The sequence below is a fragment of the Prevotella sp. Sow4_E9_plate genome (genome assembly GCF_052116205.1).
Taxonomy (GTDB): Bacteria; Bacteroidota; Bacteroidia; order Bacteroidales; family Bacteroidaceae; genus Prevotella.
This window is the reverse complement of sequence record NZ_JBQKLN010000001.1, coordinates 153,597-171,414: the sequence shown is the minus strand read 5'-3', so window position 1 is coordinate 171,414 and position 17,818 is coordinate 153,597. Positions and strand designations below refer to the sequence as shown.

General features: G+C 43.5%; 13 protein-coding genes. All 13 read right to left on the bottom strand.

The features are described 5' to 3' along the window. Positions 1-60 precede the first annotated feature (60 nt). Complete coding sequence (locus ACTQ53_RS00650; RefSeq protein WP_441931655.1) at positions 61-873, bottom strand: acyl-[acyl-carrier-protein] thioesterase; 813 nt, start codon at positions 871-873, stop codon at positions 61-63. Between the two features lie 193 nt (positions 874-1,066). Continuing rightward, complete coding sequence (gene ilvN, locus ACTQ53_RS00645; RefSeq protein WP_217759908.1) at positions 1,067-1,612, bottom strand: acetolactate synthase small subunit; 546 nt, start codon at positions 1,610-1,612, stop codon at positions 1,067-1,069. 36 nt (positions 1,613-1,648) lie between these two features. After that, a complete protein-coding gene (gene ilvB / locus ACTQ53_RS00640; RefSeq protein WP_294970155.1) occupies positions 1,649-3,364 on the bottom strand; it encodes a biosynthetic-type acetolactate synthase large subunit in 1,716 nt (571 codons plus the stop codon). A 107-nt stretch (positions 3,365-3,471) separates the two neighbouring features. Then, the gene (ilvD, locus tag ACTQ53_RS00635) at positions 3,472-5,274 is read right to left on the bottom strand and encodes a dihydroxy-acid dehydratase (protein ID WP_153123114.1); all 1,803 of its coding nucleotides are present in this window, start codon (positions 5,272-5,274) and stop codon (positions 3,472-3,474) included. 286 nt (positions 5,275-5,560) lie between these two features. Continuing rightward, positions 5,561-8,101, bottom strand: coding sequence for an alpha-L-arabinofuranosidase C-terminal domain-containing protein (locus ACTQ53_RS00630; RefSeq protein ID WP_294970150.1), 2,541 nt, complete (start codon positions 8,099-8,101; stop codon positions 5,561-5,563). 106 nt (positions 8,102-8,207) lie between these two features. Further along, on the bottom strand, positions 8,208-9,086 hold the full coding sequence (folD, locus tag ACTQ53_RS00625; protein WP_441931654.1) for a bifunctional methylenetetrahydrofolate dehydrogenase/methenyltetrahydrofolate cyclohydrolase FolD: 879 nt from the start codon (positions 9,084-9,086) through the stop codon (positions 8,208-8,210). Between the two features lie 30 nt (positions 9,087-9,116). Next, on the bottom strand, positions 9,117-10,469 hold the full coding sequence (gene ffh, locus ACTQ53_RS00620) for a signal recognition particle protein (RefSeq protein ID WP_294970144.1): 1,353 nt from the start codon (positions 10,467-10,469) through the stop codon (positions 9,117-9,119). A gap of 72 nt (positions 10,470-10,541) precedes the next feature. Then, entirely contained in the window at positions 10,542-11,225 is a 684-nt protein-coding gene (locus ACTQ53_RS00615; protein WP_441931653.1) for a hypothetical protein, read from the bottom strand. Between the two features lie 719 nt (positions 11,226-11,944). Beyond that, the gene (locus ACTQ53_RS00610) at positions 11,945-13,312 is read right to left on the bottom strand and encodes an NAD(P)-dependent oxidoreductase (protein ID WP_441931689.1); all 1,368 of its coding nucleotides are present in this window, start codon (positions 13,310-13,312) and stop codon (positions 11,945-11,947) included. 131 nt (positions 13,313-13,443) lie between these two features. Beyond that, positions 13,444-14,241: a prephenate dehydrogenase/arogenate dehydrogenase family protein gene (locus ACTQ53_RS00605; protein ID WP_294970139.1), complete on the bottom strand. Its 798-nt coding sequence runs from the start codon at positions 14,239-14,241 to the stop codon at positions 13,444-13,446. A 139-nt stretch (positions 14,242-14,380) separates the two neighbouring features. Further along, on the bottom strand, positions 14,381-15,448 hold the full coding sequence (locus tag ACTQ53_RS00600) for a bifunctional 3-deoxy-7-phosphoheptulonate synthase/chorismate mutase type II (protein ID WP_294970136.1): 1,068 nt from the start codon (positions 15,446-15,448) through the stop codon (positions 14,381-14,383). Between the two features lie 20 nt (positions 15,449-15,468). Then, positions 15,469-16,638 (bottom strand): pyridoxal phosphate-dependent aminotransferase, encoded by a 1,170-nt coding sequence (locus tag ACTQ53_RS00595; RefSeq protein ID WP_441931652.1) that lies wholly within the window; start codon positions 16,636-16,638, stop codon positions 15,469-15,471. 50 nt (positions 16,639-16,688) lie between these two features. Beyond that, entirely contained in the window at positions 16,689-17,522 is an 834-nt protein-coding gene (locus tag ACTQ53_RS00590) for a prephenate dehydratase (RefSeq protein ID WP_295346520.1), read from the bottom strand. Between the last annotated feature and the right edge of the window lie 296 nt (positions 17,523-17,818).

The following is a 17,818-nucleotide window of genomic DNA, read 5'->3' as shown; positions in this document are numbered from 1 at the left end:
TTATTTTTTATTTTCGACTGCAAAGGTAAGAAATTCTCATGAAATCACCAAATTTTTCTTTCATTTTTTTACAAATTTTACTTTACTTCTTACGATTTCCACCTCTTCAGAGCTATTTTTACTTATTTTTGTTATTTTTATGCAATATTCTTCGCATTTTTCCTCCTCATTTGTTTTTTCCAAATAGAAATTAAGTTGGTCACCTTGATGACTTTCTGCCACATAAGCAACCTCGAATCGTTGCAAAAAGTGAATTCTGTAATAATCCAAATCAAAGAGATCGAGGATATGTTCTATATATTTCACCGAATTGATGTGTCCATTCACGTCTACATCATTGTAATAAGTATTGATTGTGCGCACCAATTTCGCATCCTTACTCATCTTAACTCTTGAGCTGGCATCTATTGGACATAGCGTTTCTTCATCAATATATTCTTTGATGAGTCCATCATTGATGCTGAAAATATCAACAGGCTGTCGGGTATCAGTATCTATCATTGCCCAGACACTCTTACCATAACCATAGATTTTTTCTTCTATATCCGCAGAAGAAGCATCTACCTTTCCACAGATTTTGAAATCACGGGCAGTGAAATACTTCATAGCATTCTCAACCCAAGTCTCTACGAAAAACTTATCATAAGACTTTGGCATCTCTGTCATTTCTACAGCCAGACGGCTAAGCACCCATGTTTTGTGACGAGACATCAGATAATTCATTCCATACCCACGGTCATTACTATGAAAATCGGCTGCATTGAGCAGATGATTGCCCAAATGTCCCATAAAAAGATGGCTGGAAAAATCACAATGGAATGGTTCTGCCAAAAACTCGTATCGTCCTACTTTACTTAATAATTCTGGTTTCATTTTACTAGATCTTTAAATTAATTTTCCCGTACTAAAAATTTCAAGCTATTTTACACCTTATTATATATAAAGTACACCTTATATTATATATTAAGAAGAAAACAGCTTGCTAAAAACTATACTTATAATAAGAAAAGTCCCTTGTTTCCCTACATTTTACTTGCAGGAAAACAAAGGACCCAATTCTTATCATTTAATCTTCTGCATTCTGCTTCAAATAGTCAGAAATTGGCTCATCAAAACTTCTTGTTACAGCAATTCGTCCGCTACGAGTATACTGCAACAGGCAATCATAACTATTAAGCTGATGGAAAAGATCGGTAATATCCTCTGTCAATCCCGCCAAGAGCACAGTACTGTAAGTAGGATTAACCTCCATCATACGCGCATCATGCTTACGAATGGTACGCGAAACCTCTGGGTTCTCTAACAAAATAGGAGTAGAGATCTTGAAGAGAGCCACCTCATGAATGAAAATCTGATCATCGGTATAGTAATTACTCTTCACAACATCGATTTTCTTCTCAATGGCCTTGTTGATCTTCTCTATCTGCTCAGGATCACTCCATACGGTAATAGTATACTTATGAATGTTCTTAATGCTACTGGCTGAAACATTCAAGCTCTCAATATTAACCTGTCTACGAGTAAATACTGCGGTAATCTGATTCAGAATACCCGCAATATTTTCTGAGTAAACGAGCAGTGTATATAATTTCTTTTCGTTATTATTCTCCATTGTCCTTTTCTTTTAATAGTGAAGCTAAGCTACATCTTAATAGTTAAGTTCAAGCTGCATTTCTTCTACACTCTTACCAGGTAGGGTCATCGGTACGATGTCCTCATTCTCCTTGATGGCACACTCCAAAAGGTATGGTCCCTTGGTGGCTATCATCTTCTCTACCTTTGCCTTGAGATCCTTACGGTCGATAACTACATCATAAGGGATACCATAAGCCTTGGCTATCTCCTCATAATGAGGATTCAGCATACGGGTGAAAGAATGGCGCCCCTCAAACATCAAGTCTTGCCACTGTCGGACATTACCCAAGTAATTGTTGTTCAAGAGAATCATCTTTACAGGAGCCTGCTGTTCCATGATAGTACCCAACTCCTGAATATTCATCTGGAATCCACCATCACCAAAGAAACAGCAGATTGTTCTATCTGGAGCACCGAAAGTAGCACCGATAGCAGCAGGAAGGCCGAAGCCCATGGTTCCGAAACCGCCACTGGTTACAATACTCAACTTCTTTGTAAACTTGAAGTAACGGCTGGAAATCATCTGGTTCTGACCTACATCATTTACGAGAACAGCCTCATTATGAGTAGCTTCTGTCACCACATTGGTAACCTCACCCATCAAGAGAGGTCCCTCTGTAGGATGAATATCCTTCTCTATCACCTTTTCCTGTTCCTGCTGACGATATTCCTCAAAAGAATCTCTCCATTCACGATGAACATTCTTATTCAAAAGACGAGTGATAGCTGGCAAGGTCTGCTTACAGTCACCAACAACAGCAACATCGGTTTTGATTACCTTGTCGATTTCAGCCTTATCAATATCCAGATGGATGATTTTAGCCTGCTTGGCATACTTGGAAGGAACACCGGTAATACGATCACTAAAACGCATACCGATAGCAATGAGCACATCGCATTCCTGGGTCTTCATGTTGGTAGCATAAGAACCATGCATACCAAGCATACCCATATTGAGGGGGTGATTGCTAGGAAGAGCAGAGAGACCGAGCAAGGTGCGGCCTGCCGGAATATCAGCTTTCTCCAAAAACTCAACCAATTCATTATGTGCACCACCCAATTCAACACCATGTCCTACAAGAGCAAAAGGCTTCTTTGCCTGATTGATAAGTTCTGCAGCCTCAGCTACAGACTTCTCATCAATCTTTGGATATGGATTATAAGATGTAACCTTTTCACATTTTACTGGCTCCCACTCACAGGTTGCAACCTGAGCATTCTTAGTAAAATCGAGCACTACAGGACCAGGACGACCACTGCGAGCGATATAAAACGCACGACTTATAGCCCAGGCAACATCCTCTGGACGACGAATCTGATAAGCCCATTTAGAGATTGGCTGGGTAACACCCACTAAGTCTACCTCCTGGAAGGCATCGGTACCCAAAGCCCCTACACCTACCTGTCCGGCAATAACCACGATTGGTGTAGAATCCATCATGGCATCAGCAATACCGGTAAGAGTATTAGTTGCTCCAGGACCACTGGTCACGAGAGTCACGCCCACTTCGCCACTGACTCGGGCATAGCCCTGTGCAGCGTGAGCAGCAGCCTGCTCATGACGTACCAAGATGTGATCAAACATCTTCTTCTCTCCTCTCGTGTAACCATACAGTGCATCAAACACTGGCATGATGCTGCCACCAGGATAACCGAAGATGGTCTTAACCCCTTCGTTATGCAGTGAGCGCATCAAGGCTTCAGCTCCTGTTATTACTTCTTTTGCCATTTATCTAATATATAAAAATGATAAGAGAACAGGAATTTCCGTGAAAGAAATCCCAAAATTCTCTCAGAATAATTCAAACTATCTTTTTTATTTTTCAGCTTAAAAAATTAATCGATGATTCTTACACCACCCTTATCAGCCGAACTTACGCTCTGTGCGTATGCACGCAAAGCCTTGCTTACCACGCGATTACGCTTCAGAGGCTGCTGAGGGCGAGCTGCCAATTCCTCTTCAGAGAGCTTCACATTAATAGAACGGCTAGGAATATCAATGACGATGATATCACCATCCTTAATCTTACCGATGTTTCCACCGGCAGCTGCCTCTGGACTGATGTGACCAATACTTAAACCAGATGTACCACCAGAGAAACGACCATCAGTAATAAGGGCACATTCCTTTCCGAGATGACGGCTCTTGATATAAGAGGTAGGGTAAAGCATCTCCTGCATACCTGGTCCACCCTTAGGACCTTCGTGTGTGATGACCACACAATCACCAGAGTTCACCTTACCACCAAGGATACCCTCGCAGGCATCTTCCTGAGAATCGAAGCATACTGCTGGACCCTCGAAATGCCAAAGCACAGGATCCACACCAGCAGTCTTCACAACACAACCATTCTGTGCGATATTACCAAAGAGAACAGCAAGACCACCATCCTTGGTATAAGCATGTTCGAGATCACGGATACAACCATTCTCTCTATCTGTATCAAGACTTTCCCACTGTGCATCCTGACTTCCCATCTGAGTAGAGAATTTTCTGCCAGGAGCAGAATGATAGATGCGGTCTGCCTCAGGATCAATCTCAGCACCAGTAATATCATACTTCTTCATCTGTTCATCGAGTGTCTTACCATCCACGCGCTTTACAGCACCATTAATCAAACCGCCCTTGTTAAGTTCGTTCAGGATACCCAAGATACCACCGGCTCGGTTGCATTCCTGCACACTATACTTCTGAGTATTAGGCGCCAACTTACAGAGGCAAGGCACCTTACGGCTCAATTGGTCGATATCTTCCATCTTGAAGTCAGCACCAGCTTCCTGAGCTACAGCCAAAAGATGGAGCACGGTATTGGTACTACCACCCATAGCAATATCAAGAGTCATGGCATTGAGGAATGCATCACGGGTAGCAATATTACGTGGCAATACACTCTCATCACCATCCTCATAATAAGCATAGGCATTCTTCACAACCTGACGGGCCGCAGCCTTGAAGAGTTCTATGCGGTTCTTGTGAGTAGCGAGAATAGTACCATTGCCAGGAAGACTCAAGCCGATAGCCTCAGTAAGAGAGTTCATGGAATTGGCAGTAAACATACCAGAACAACTACCGCAACCAGGGCAAGCGCACTGCTCAATCTGCTTCATCTCCTCATCACTCACGCTGGTATCAGCACCCTTAATCATAGCTGTAATCAAGTCGGCATTCTCCCCCTTCCAGCGACCGGCTTCCATCGGACCTCCAGAACAGAATACGGTAGGGATGTTCAGACGCATAGAAGCCATCAACATACCTGGAGTTACCTTATCACAGTTAGAGATGCAAATCATAGCATCAGCCTTGTGAGCATTCACCATATATTCCACAGAATCAGCAATGATATCGCGACTTGGGAGGGAATAGAGCATTCCGTCGTGACCCATAGCGATACCGTCGTCTACAGCGATGGTATTGAATTCGGCTGCATAGCAACCCATTGCCTCAATTTCCTTCTTGACAATCTGACCAATTTCATGAAGATGAGTATGACCAGGAACAAACTGTGTAAAGCTGTTCACGATAGCAATAATTGGTTTACCAAACTGCTCGTGTTTCATACCTGCAGCTACCCAAAGAGCTCGGGCACCCGCCATTCTTCTGCCTTCAGTACAGACGCTACTTCTTAATGGATGTTTCATATCTTTCTTATCTAAATTTCTATTCAATATCATAAAAAAGAGCCTTCAAAATGCTCCAGATTCTATAATTGAGTGCAAAGATACAGAGAATTTATGTAATAACCAACTAATTTCGCATAAACTTTCAAAATAACGCTATTTTTTGTTAGAAAATACAATAAATTGCTTACGATTTATTATAGAATAGCACATTTATATAGAATTGTGCAATCAAAAATCCACGGAATACATGAAATCCTGCAATATTCATGCATTCCGCGGATACTTTTTGTTATCTGATAAAAAACTATAATTCAAAAACCTGGGCAGAACGTCCCTTAACTTCTACTACCTTGTCACCAAGACCACTGATCTGAAGCTTGAGTGTACGTGGCAATGCATTCACCACCTTGAGCCAGGTCTTACCGGTTTTAGAATCCTTTACCACGCTGGTACCTACATAACGCTTCAAGGCTGCAGACAAATTCAGTTCAGAAACAACATAGGTATCACCTGCATGCTGGCCAAACATTTTCTGCATCTTATAGCTTTCGGTAAGACGAATCTTCTCAGAGTTGTCGAAGTAAATCATGTCCGGATTCCAATTGCTGTAACCGTTTTTGCAAAGCAATGGTGCATAAGAGGTCATCTCTACCACATCGGCATTGCGCTCTACATTGCAGAGATGGATGCCCTCTGCCAAAGCCCGGTCTAACTCATTATTACCATTGGCAGCATATTCGCCCAAATAAACCTTCGGTGCCTTGCGGTCGTAGTTATCGTAGTAGTCCTGATGATTGATGAACCATCCCGGCTTCTCGTAGTAATGTTCATCCACCGCATCAATCCATTGCTTATTCTCCTTGGCAATCTTCCACCCCTCAATATAATCAGAAGATGGGTAATGGAATGGACCTACCGTACCTATAACTTCTATCTCAGGATGCTTCTCCTTCAAAGCTTTACATATCATCAAATAGCGCTTCTCGAAATCTGTTGAAATCAAATCCTCATTACCGATTCCCACCATCTTCAGATTGAAAGAAGCAGGATGACCTGCATCGGCTCTCATCTTAGCCCACTTTGATGTAGCAGGGTCGCCATTCGCCCACTCCACCAAGTCGAGCACATCCTGAACATACTGCGGCATCTCCGACATTGGGATTCCTCCCTGCTGACCACAGATTCCATCAGTATTAGGCTGAGAATTCTGACAAGGTACGCCTGCAGCTAATACAGGCAGAGGCTCTGCGCCCATATCTTCACACCACTGAAAATACTCGAAAAATCCCAGCTTACGAGTCTGATGATAATTCCATATATTGCGTGCAGGCTTACGGTCTTTCTGCGGACCTACGCTTTCCTTCCAATGATAAATATTCTCCAAGCCCTGTCCGTGAAGCATACATCCGCCTGGAAAACGGACAAAGCGTGGATTCAATTCTGCGATGGTCTCAGCTAAGTCTTTTCTCAATCCATGCCCTTTATAGGTATCTTGCGGCATCAGACTCACAAGGTCAACGGCCACCTTTTCCTCACCCTTCGGGATAATGGCAAACCGGATATCCTTGCCATCACCTAAATCACCTTTATATTTGTCTGTGACGATGAGTTGGGCTTTATATTCTCCCCATTCAGTACCTTGTATCTTCATCTTAGCCTGAGCCATAGGAAGTCCTTCCTTATCGACAAGCGCCACGGTAAGCTGCTTTTTCTTTCCATCGACACATCGGGCATACAGCCCCACATTGTAAGCAGCACCACGCTTGATAGGAATACCTTCCCAACCTATATTATATATAGGAGTAGAACCCACCATGACAAAATGAGAATTATTCTTGCTCACGCCATTTTCCGTAGAAATTCGGGCAGGAGCATTCTTATCACCGGTAGAAGGCGAAAGTTCAACACCCATCCAGGCAGTAGTGGCATTCCACCCTTTTTTCTCACCATTATATTCGAAATCACCATTCTGAAGCAGCTCAGCACATAGACCACCATCGGCAGCCCTACTGATGTCTTCAAAGAAGATACCTATCAGTTTATCAGAGATACGATACGACTTCTGAGGCTTGACATGAAGCTGAGCGGTCACTTCACTACCACTTCCCAACTCAGTACCCTTTTCCTTCAGATATGCCTGAAGCTCAGCCTCATTGTGGGGCAACTTCCGGCTGTTCTCCCGATTCTCTTCAGCGAGAGCCTTATGCCAGGAACGGATATAATCAAGATGAACAGCCGGAATCTCAAAGTCGTTGCCTTCATATCGTTTTCCATTGATGGTTGCAGTATCCCGCTGCCAGAGAATATCATCTGCAGCAGCTTCGAGCGAATCCTCCTCAAAAGTACGGAAATTCCTATCGGCATGAACATATCGTTTCCCCTTAGCAGTCTTCAGATAGATATCAAAAGTACCATCATCCATCTGATAAGCAGCTACATCCGTGATACCCTTCTCTTTCATGATAGGATAATCCTGTGGACGCCAAGTAACCAGATCTTCCGAATATGCTACAGCAAATTGAGGCGAACGGCTATTGACGCTCCAAAGTGCACGCCAGGTTCCATCATTTGCCTTCATCACAAAAGGACGATACATTTTCTTCTCGCTCCCCCATGGGCCAAAATCACTGGCGCATAACTGTCCTACATCTACCCAGCGCTCATCATCTGTGAAATAAGCAAGATGCAGTCCCTGATTCTCAGCAGGTGAATATATGAAAACTTGACATGTTGAGTCCTTGCCTACTATAGAATAAGCAGGATTATCATTGATTGGATTCTGCGCAACAGATTGCATCGAGGCAAGCAAAACCGCAGAAAAAAGCAAATACTTTGTTTTCTTCATTTTTTGTTATTAATTATTTTTGCATGCAAAAAAGGCAGGATACATTCCTGCGCCCTGCCTCATAAAATCGAGATATTTACTAATCCAATATCTTATCAATAATTGATTATTGGTAATATTCCTTCTTGCCGGCAGCGAGCGTATTCTTCATCAAAGAACAAATCGTCATCGGTCCTACGCCACCTGGTACAGGAGTAATGAACGAACATTTCTCTGCCACCTCATCAAATTTCACATCACCATTCAAGCGGAAACCGCTCTTACGTGTAGCATCAGGCACACGAGTTGTACCCACATCTATCACAACAGCTCCTGGCTTGACCATATCTGCCGTAACAAAATCCGGTCTGCCAATAGCAGCAATAATGATATCAGCCTCAAGGCACTCCTCTTTCAAATGAGCTGAATGAGAGTGACATACAGTAACTGTAGAATCACCATATTGCTTCTGCATCATCAACTGAGCCATTGGTTTGCCCACGATGTTGCTTCTGCCTAGGATGACACACTTCTTGCCACTTGTTTCTATCTGATAATGCTGCAGCAAAGTGAGAATGCCAAGTGGCGTAGCAGAGATAAAGCAAGGCAAACCAATAGCCATTCTTCCCACATTGACCGGATGGAAACCATCCACATCCTTGCGGTAATCTATTGCCATCGTAACCTTCTGCTCATCAATGTGCTTAGGCAGAGGCAACTGCACGATGAAGCCATCAACATCGTCATCATGATTCAGGTTGTCTACACAAGCCAGCAACTCCTCCTCAGTTACATCTTCTTCATAGCGGATAAGGGTCGACTTAAATCCACATTTTTCACACGCCAAGACCTTGTTCTTCACATAGGTCTCGCTACCTCCGTCATGGCCCACAAGAATTGCAGCCAGATGTGGCTGCTTTCCTCCGTTAGCCACAATCTGGGCTACCTCCTGGGCTATCTGTTCTTTAATGGCGGCTGCTGTCGCCTTTCCGTCTAGTAGTTGCATTTGAAATTATGATTATGATTGTACTTACTCTTACATTCCTGGCATCTTAGGCATACCTGGCATACCCTTCATACGGCTCATCATCTGAGCCATCTTGTTGCCTGTCATCATCTGCATCATCTTGCGAGTCTGATCGAACTGCTTGATAAGCTTGTTCACTTCCTGGATATTAGTACCCGAACCCTTTGCAATACGCTGACGACGAGAGGTATTGAGGATAGCTGGATTGGTACGCTCCTTAGGAGTCATACTCAGAATGATAGCCTCGATGCCCTTGAAAGCATCTTCAGGAATATCAACATCGCGGATAGCCTTGCCCACACCAGGAATCATGGCTGCCAAGTCCTTGATGTTACCCATCTTCTTGATCTGCTGAATCTGATTGTAGAAGTCGTTGAAATCAAACTGATTCTTGCGAATCTTCTTCTCCAACTTCTTTGCCTCTTCCAAGTCGAACTGCTCCTGCGCACGCTCTACGAGAGATACAACGTCACCCATTCCGAGAATACGGTCTGCCATACGGGCAGGATGGAACACATCAATAGCCTCCATCTTCTCACCGGTACCGATAAACTTGATAGGCTTGGTAACTACTGTACGGATACTGAGGGCAGCACCACCACGGGTATCACCATCAAGCTTGGTCAATACAACACCATTGAAATCAAGACGGTCATTAAACTCCTTGGCTGTATTGACAGCATCCTGACCAGTCATTGAGTCAACGACAAAGAGAGTTTCATCAGGATGAAGATGATTCTTGAGATTACTGATCTCATTCATCATCTGCTCATCGATAGCAAGACGACCGGCAGTATCGACGATAACCACGTCATTGCCATTGGTCTTTGCCTGCTGGATAGCATGGTCGGCAATAATACATACATCCTTATTATCAGACTCACTATATACAGGAACACCAACCTGTTCACCCACAACATGGAGCTGCTGGATAGCAGCAGGACGGTAAACGTCGCAGGCAACGAGCAATGGCTTTTTACCTTTCTTTGTCTTAAGCATATTGGCAAGCTTGCCGCTGAATGTAGTTTTACCAGAACCCTGAAGACCGCTCATGAGGATGATGGCAGGATGACCTTCGAGCTTCAATGGAGCCTCTTCTCCACCCATGAGTTCTGCAAGTTCATCATGAACCAGCTTCACCATCAACTGACCAGGCTTCACTGCTGTCAACACATTCATACCGAGCGCCTTTTCCTTCACCTTGTTGGTAAATTCCTTTGCCACTTTATAGTTGACATCGGCATCGAGGAGTGCGCGGCGCACATCCTTCATAGTCTCAGCTACATTGATTTCGGTAATCTTACCTTCACCCTTCAAGATTTTGAAGGAACGTTCTAATCTATCACTTAAATTTTCAAACATGTTCTTAATTGTACTTTTTTATTTCGGGCACAAAGTTACGAACTTTTTCCGAGAAAGCCAACTCAATCTCAATTATTTTTCATTTTCTTGCTCTTTTGCTTCATTTTGAACATTTGGAAGCATTTTCTCTGATGATTCCTGCTTGGTCTCATCCTGCTTTTCCAAAGTTTCTTTCTTGTTAGCGCTCAGATTGATAGGATTATTCAGTTCATACTTCTTTCCCGTAGCTTTTTCGTAGGCATTGATGAGCGGATCCTTGTTTTCCATCTTCGAGAACACCTTCCTGGCCTCCTTCAGATGTTTCTGGTCGCGACGCCCCTGACTGTCCATCATGTTGCCCAGGTCGAAGCCTACCAGACGGGTATGTCCCAGTGCGGCATTTCTGCCTGCCTCCACAGCTTCCTGGCAGGCCTGGCTCTTCACCTTGCCGACGTTTTCCTGGTTCTTGCCCCAAACGGTTACCTCACCCAACTGCTTGGCTTCCGGTAAGAGAAACACTGTATCAGGCAATTCCTTGTATCGAATAGTTGCCTTCACATAACCAGGTTTAGATACTGTTGCAGAGTCAAACTGGTAGCGCATCGTCCAATAGCCCCGATAATCGGTTCTCGCCCAATGATTGTTGTTGGTATGGATAAGTGCTTCACGGATAGGCACATGATCTTCTGCCGATGCGATGACACATGTCTTCTGCGCATAGGCAACCTGCCCTATCATAGCAAGCAATACTACAAAAATCAATATCATTCGTTTCATGTTTATTTCCTCAGTTTTTATCTTTTCATTGTTCGTAGCAAATATCTTTGCTTTATGTTGTTCTTTTAAATACAAAAGTAATGATAAAATCTGATACTCCTTAGATTTCCTTAAGAAGTTTAAGTTCATTTAAAGAGTAAATCCTCTTTTTTTTATTTTCGTAACAGATTTCTGAACATCTGAAGCTGAACTTATCGGTTTTACATCTTTGATATACAGCGCGAGCAAGAAAGAATATAAAGAAATGATATATAAATAGTTACACTATATATTTAACACATATTTAACGCAGTTTTTTTTCAGTATTCAGCATTCAGAGTTCAGATTTGCAAAAAACGCCCTGCGGTTACTGTCGAGGACTAAGTATGATACTTTCATCCCATAAGTATGTCACTTTCACCTCATAAGTATGATACTTATACTTCAAAAGCAGCATGGAGATAAGAAGTAATACCAAACAGGAAGCGTCCTGCTCTTTTTTCTCGGTGAACCATAATCTAAGTGTGAGAAAGTATGAGGAAGTATGAAGTAGCGTTTTCAGATTTCGTATCTTTGCAGCGTCATTCAAAGAGAATGATATTCCTATCCCAACGGGGAGGGAAGTAATGCTAGCAAATTGATGAGAACTATAAAAAATATAGGGACATCTCAGTCTCTATCAAAGAAACAAAGGTGCCCCTATAAAATATACCAGAGTCGCCAGTCTGCAAATAAGGGATTTATTCTGCAATACCCTGCTTCTCAATACGCTTAGCCTCTTCAAGCAACTTGATGGCATCCACATACTGAGCGATACCCTGTGCCACTTCCTTGGCTGCTTTCATTGCCAAGACAACAGTCTGAGGACGGTGGACCACATCACCTCCGGCAAAAACACCGCGACGGGTTGTCATACCGAAAGGACGCTCCACCACCTTTACGTATCCCTTCTCATCTACCTCTATACCCTCAGTAGTAGACACAATACGGTTGGCAGGTCTCGAACCAATGGCCAGATAAATACGATCGAACTTTTCAACTCTTTCGCCCTCAGGAGTATTCAATACACAACTTCCAAGACGGCCATTTTTACCTTTGAGGAAAGCTTCAACGGTGGTCTTCCACTCAAATTTCACCCCTTCCTTGAGCGCTTCCTCATACTCACTTTTGATGGCAGGCATCTCTTCCTGCGTCTTACGATAAAGCACGGTTACATCAGCACCGAGACGAATGGCAGTACGAGCAGCATCCATAGCCACATTACCACCACCAATCACACCAACCCTTTCTCCATCACGCAAAGGCACCATATCACGAGTCAAAGCTCCTTCGTTATAGGCATTTACATTGTGCAGGAAATATGTACTCTGGCTGACACCGTGAAGGTTTGAACCTGGAGTGGAATCCATATTTTGAGGTACACTGGTACCTGTTCCCATAAAGATGGCATCATAGCCTGCACGGAAAAGACTGTCTATCGTAACATTGTTCTCACCTACCATACAGTTGGTAATAAACTGAACACCCAATGCCTCAATCTTACTGATCTCATCACGTACAACGCTCTTAGGCAAACGATACTCAGGAATACCATACATCAAGACTCCTCCCGGCTCTGCCTGTCTCTCAAAAATAGTAACATTAAAACCCTGACGAGCCAAATCGCCCGCAACAGTCAAACCTGCAGGACCAGAACCAATGACAGCTATACGACCACGGGTCTTCTGTGGCAAGCGTTCACGGGAAAGTTTCATCTTCGTATCAAAATCAGCAACAAACTGTTCCAGTTTTCCTATCTGTACAGGCTTACCCTTCTTTCCCAGCACACAATGACCTTGGCACTGCTTCTCATGAGGGCATACACGTCCGCAGATAGCAGGCAGATTTGTTTTTGCATTGAGGATACTCATTGCAGCACCCATGTTACCCATAGAGAGTTCATGCACAAAGTCAGGAATGTCGTTTTCAATAGGACATCCCTTCTTACACTGCGGAATCTTGCAGTGAAGGCAACGTTTGGCTTCCTCTATCGCCTCACGGGTAGAGAAGCCCTCGTTTACAACCTGAAAAGCGGCAGAGGTATCAACCTGAGTTTGCTGCTCATTCATATCTATTCCTTTCTGACTTGTCTGTTCGTCCATTACTACTCTTCTTTAATGTTTTACAATCTTTTTTTTAAAAAAAAGAGAGTCCAATATTCCCATACAAGACTCCCTATAAGACTTATTATAATTAACTATTATGATTTCTTGATTTCAATATCTTCCTTCACATGATTTCTAATCTTTGTGAGGAAAACCTTCATGCGTTTGGCATCCTTATGATCGATGATATCAATCAATTCAGCGAGCTCCTCGCGAATCTGTGCTACCTGACCACTAGTATATGGGTTGAAGAGAATTTCCTGCAACAGATAATCATCCTCGTTCAATACCCCCTTGGCAATCTGCATGTGACGCTTGAAGGTTGTACCAGGTGCATCCTGATGTTTCATAACCGCAGCAAATACGAAAGTACTTACAAAAGGAATACTCAACGAATAAGCCACCGTCTGGTCATGCTCATCAAAAGTATATTCATGAAGACTCAATCCCAACTTCTGATACAGATCCTTAAAGAAGATTTTACCCATATAGTCACCCTCTTTGATAATAACGGCATTCTCTTCAGAAAGCTGATTCAAATTGGCGAAAGTAGGACCAAACATCGGGTGCGTACTCACAAATCGGAAACCACTCTTTTCATAGAATTCCTGCAAACCAGTCTTTACAGATGCAATATCCGAAATGATACAGTCGTGAGAGAGATGTGGCAACACCTCTTCAAAGGCAGAAAGAGTGTATCTTACCGTCACAGCATTGATGACAAGCTCAGGACGGAACATCTCTATCTCCTCCATTTTAGTAAAGCGGTAGCAGTTATATGTGAAACGCAGACGCTTGGCATCCTTCTCGAAAACTGCCACCTCGTGATCAAAGCTGAGCAGGTCGATGAAGAAACTTCCCATCTTTCCTGCTCCCATGATTAATATTCTCATATTTTTCAAGTGAAGAGTGAAGAGTGATGAACAAAGAATTCTACAGCATCATTTGTTTAAACGAAAAAACTACAGCAAAGAACCCAAGCCCTCAAAGCATTTGGATTCTCCACTCTTCGTTCTTCACTCTTCACTTAATTTACTTCTGATTCAAAATTTCCAACTGCTGACGAACACTCTCTTCGTGAATGTGCTCAAAAATCTGAGCAGCAAACTCAGGACTCATACCACAGAGAGAAGCCTGAGCACCTCTCTTATCCAGAATCTCATTATAACGATTAGTCTGAACGATAGTCATATTATGCTCCTTCTTGTAAGTACCAATCTCACGGCATATACGCATACGCTTAGCCAAGAGATCCATCAACTGGTTGTCACACTCATCAATCTGGCCACGCAACTGATGTAAGCCCTCAGTAGAGTAATGCTCATCACGAACAACGAGCAGACTCAAAATGTAATCCAGGATTTCTGGAGTAACCTGCTGCTTAGCATCACTCCATGCATCGTCAGGATTGCAATGGCTTTCAACGATAAGACCATCAAAACCTAAGTCCATTGCCTGCTGGCAAAGAGGAGCTATCAAATCGCGACGACCACCGATATGGCTAGGATCACAAATGATAGGCAACTGAGGCAGGCGACGGTGCAATTCTATTGGAATCTGCCACATTGGAAGATTACGATAAATTTTCTTATCGAAACTTGAGAAACCACGGTGGATAGCACCAAGCTTCTTGATGCCAGCCTGATTAATACGCTGGAGAGCACCAATCCAAAGTTCGAGGTCTGGATTAACAGGATTCTTTACCAATACCGGTACATCCACGCCCTTCAAGCTATCAGCAAGAGCCTGCATGGCAAATGGGTTGGCAGATGTACGTGCACCTACCCAGAGAATGTCGATTCCATATTTCAAGGCGAGCTCTACATGCTCAGGAGTAGCCACCTCAGTAGCAGTGAACATACCAGTCTCCTCCTTTACCTGCTTCATCCAAGGTAAAGCAACCTCGCCATTTCCCTCGAAACCTCCTGGTTTGGTACGTGGCTTCCAAACACCTGCGCGGAACATGTGGCAACCCTTAGCTGCCAACTGTTTTGCGGTAGTCATCACTTGCTCTTCTGTCTCTGCAGAGCATGGACCTGCAATGATACAAGGGCGTTCCTGGTCACTAGGAAAATTCAATGGTTCTAATTCTAATTCCATAGTCGTATATTTTTATGTTCTTATGATTCAAATACTTTTTTAATTCTTTCCAATGCCTCCTTCATTTTTTCATCCTTGGCACAGAGGCTGATACGGATATATCGCTTGCCATTACTTCCGAAGATAAATCCTGGTGTGATAAACACACGAGCCTCATGGAGAATCTTCTCAGTGAGATCTTCGACCTCTGTATACTTCTCGGATATCTTACCCCAGAGGAACATTCCCACCTGATTAGGATCAAATTTGCAATCGAGCACCTTCATGATTTCTTCTGCAATATCACGGCGACGGCGATAATTAGCAATATTATTCTCACGATGCCACTCATCAGTATTATTGAGCATAGCTTCAGCTGCAGCAAGTTGGATACCACGGAAGGATCCGTTATCGATATTGCTCTTCACTTTCAGAATCCAAGAAATAAATGTCTTATTGCTCGAAATCATCGCCACACGCCAGCCTGGCATGTTGTGGCTCTTGCTCAGGGAATTGAACTCGATGCAGCAGTCCTTGGCTCCCGGCACCTGCATGATGCTCATTGGGTGCTCGTTGAGGATGAGCGAATATGGGTTGTCGTTCACCACCACTATGTTGTGCTTCTGGGCGAATGCCACCAGCTTTTCGTAGGTTTCGCGCTTCGCCACACCGCCTGTCGGCATGTTAGGATAGTTGGTCCACATCAGCTTGACGTGGCTCAGGTCCATCTTCTCCAGGGCATCGAAATCAGGCTGCCATCCGTTGTCCTCTCTCAGGTCGTAATAGGTAATCTTGGTTCCAAGAATCTTGTTGATGGCTGTATAGGTTGGATAACCTGGATTAGGAATGAGTACCTCATCACCAGGATTGCAGAATGCAAGCGTTACGTGCAGAATACCCTCTTTGCTACCGATAAGCGGCTGGATTTCCGTAGCCCAGTCAAGGTCTACATCATACCAACGCTTATAAAATCCAGCCATAGCCTTACGCAATTCCGGTATGCCCACTGTAGGCTGATAACCATGTGCGTTAGGATTATTGGCTACCTCGCAGAGCTTATCGATAGTCTGCTTAGAAGGCGGCATGTCTGGACTTCCAATGGCAAGGCTGATAATGTCCATGCCCTCGGCATTTAACTTAGCCACTTCCTTCAGCTTGCGACTGAAGTAGTATTCCTGTATTTCCGTTACTCTATTGGCTGGTTGTATCATAATTCTTATTTTTAATTCTTAACTGTCAACTATTAACTATTCATTTCAATCTATTCCTTCTCCTCGTATTCACCAAGGACCTTGATTTCCTTTACCAGTGGTGTGATGGCATCAATACTTTGGCGATAACGTGTCAAATTATCATAGGTAAGATCCACATAGAAGAGATATTCCCATTCATGTCCGATGTTCGGCAACGACTGAATCTTCGTCAGATTGATGTCATAGAAACTAAGAATGGTGAGTACCTTGGAGAGCGATCCTTCAGTATGAGGTAAGCTGAAGACGATACTAGCCTTGTTTGCTTTCTCGACAGGACGAAGCAGGGCCGCCTTCTGCGGATTGCAGACCACGAGGAACCGGGTATAGTTGTGCGGATTATCGTGGATTTCCTCCTGTAATACCTTCATACCATACATGTGGGCAGCATAGGCAGAACAGATAGCAGCCCATCCATGCACCTTATGCTGAGCTATATAAGCTGCAGATCCGGCAGTATCCTCTGCTTCCACAGCCTTTAAGTCCGGATGATTGGCAAGAAACTTACCGCACTGCATCAAAGCCACAGGATGAGAATGAACTTCCTGGAGGGAACTCCAGTCATCATCAGGCAAGCAGCAGATGCTATGCTCTATATGAAGTTTATGTTCTCCCACAACAGTCGTGCCGCTCTCCCGCAACAACTCATAGTTGTGAAGCAAACTTCCCGCAATCGTATTCTCTATGGCACAGATACCAACCACGGTTGGATCGCGCTTGATATTCTCAAACACCCCTTCGAAAGTGGCGCAACATATCAGCTCTATCTGCTCACCCTCGAAATACTGATGGGCAGCGATGTCGTGGAAAGATCCCAACTCTCCTTGTATTGCTATTCTCTTCATTGCCTTGTTTCTTATCTCTAACCCAATGTTTACTTAAGAACATTTACGAAAAACGGTCCAACTCTGTATAGAGCGGGACCGTTTCGATGATTTCAAAGAATCTAATATCCTAAGTTGAAATTTACACGCAACTTCCCGCTTTACAATCGCTTGCAAAGTAAAAGTAATAGCTAAAAAAGTATGCGTTCAACTTCTTCATTGTCTTATTATTTTAATTGTTAATATTACGACTGCAAAAGTAACACTTTTATCTGACACCACCAAACAATTTGTCACTTTTTTCTGAATTTTGCTTA

Bases quoted from the DNA above. Each gene is read 5' to 3' on its own strand.
- ilvD (WP_153123114.1), bottom strand. From the start codon at position 5,274: ATGAAACATCCATTAAGAAGTAGCGTCTGTACTGAAGGCAGAAGAATG.
- ilvN (WP_217759908.1), bottom strand. From the start codon at position 1,612: ATGGAGAATAATAACGAAAAGAAATTATATACACTGCTCGTTTACTCA.
- ffh (WP_294970144.1), bottom strand. From the start codon at position 10,469: ATGTTTGAAAATTTAAGTGATAGATTAGAACGTTCCTTCAAAATCTTG.
- ACTQ53_RS00615 (WP_441931653.1), bottom strand. From the start codon at position 11,225: ATGAAACGAATGATATTGATTTTTGTAGTATTGCTTGCTATGATAGGG.
- ACTQ53_RS00590 (WP_295346520.1), bottom strand. From the start codon at position 17,522: ATGAAGAGAATAGCAATACAAGGAGAGTTGGGATCTTTCCACGACATC.
- folD (WP_441931654.1), bottom strand. From the start codon at position 9,086: ATGCAACTACTAGACGGAAAGGCGACAGCAGCCGCCATTAAAGAACAG.
- ACTQ53_RS00610 (WP_441931689.1), bottom strand. From the start codon at position 13,312: ATGAATGAGCAGCAAACTCAGGTTGATACCTCTGCCGCTTTTCAGGTT.
- ACTQ53_RS00630 (WP_294970150.1), bottom strand. From the start codon at position 8,101: ATGAAGAAAACAAAGTATTTGCTTTTTTCTGCGGTTTTGCTTGCCTCG.
- ilvB (WP_294970155.1), bottom strand. From the start codon at position 3,364: ATGGCAAAAGAAGTAATAACAGGAGCTGAAGCCTTGATGCGCTCACTG.
- ACTQ53_RS00600 (WP_294970136.1), bottom strand. From the start codon at position 15,448: ATGGAATTAGAATTAGAACCATTGAATTTTCCTAGTGACCAGGAACGC.
- ACTQ53_RS00605 (WP_294970139.1), bottom strand. From the start codon at position 14,241: ATGAGAATATTAATCATGGGAGCAGGAAAGATGGGAAGTTTCTTCATC.
- ACTQ53_RS00595 (WP_441931652.1), bottom strand. From the start codon at position 16,638: ATGATACAACCAGCCAATAGAGTAACGGAAATACAGGAATACTACTTC.
- ACTQ53_RS00650 (WP_441931655.1), bottom strand. From the start codon at position 873: ATGAAACCAGAATTATTAAGTAAAGTAGGACGATACGAGTTTTTGGCA.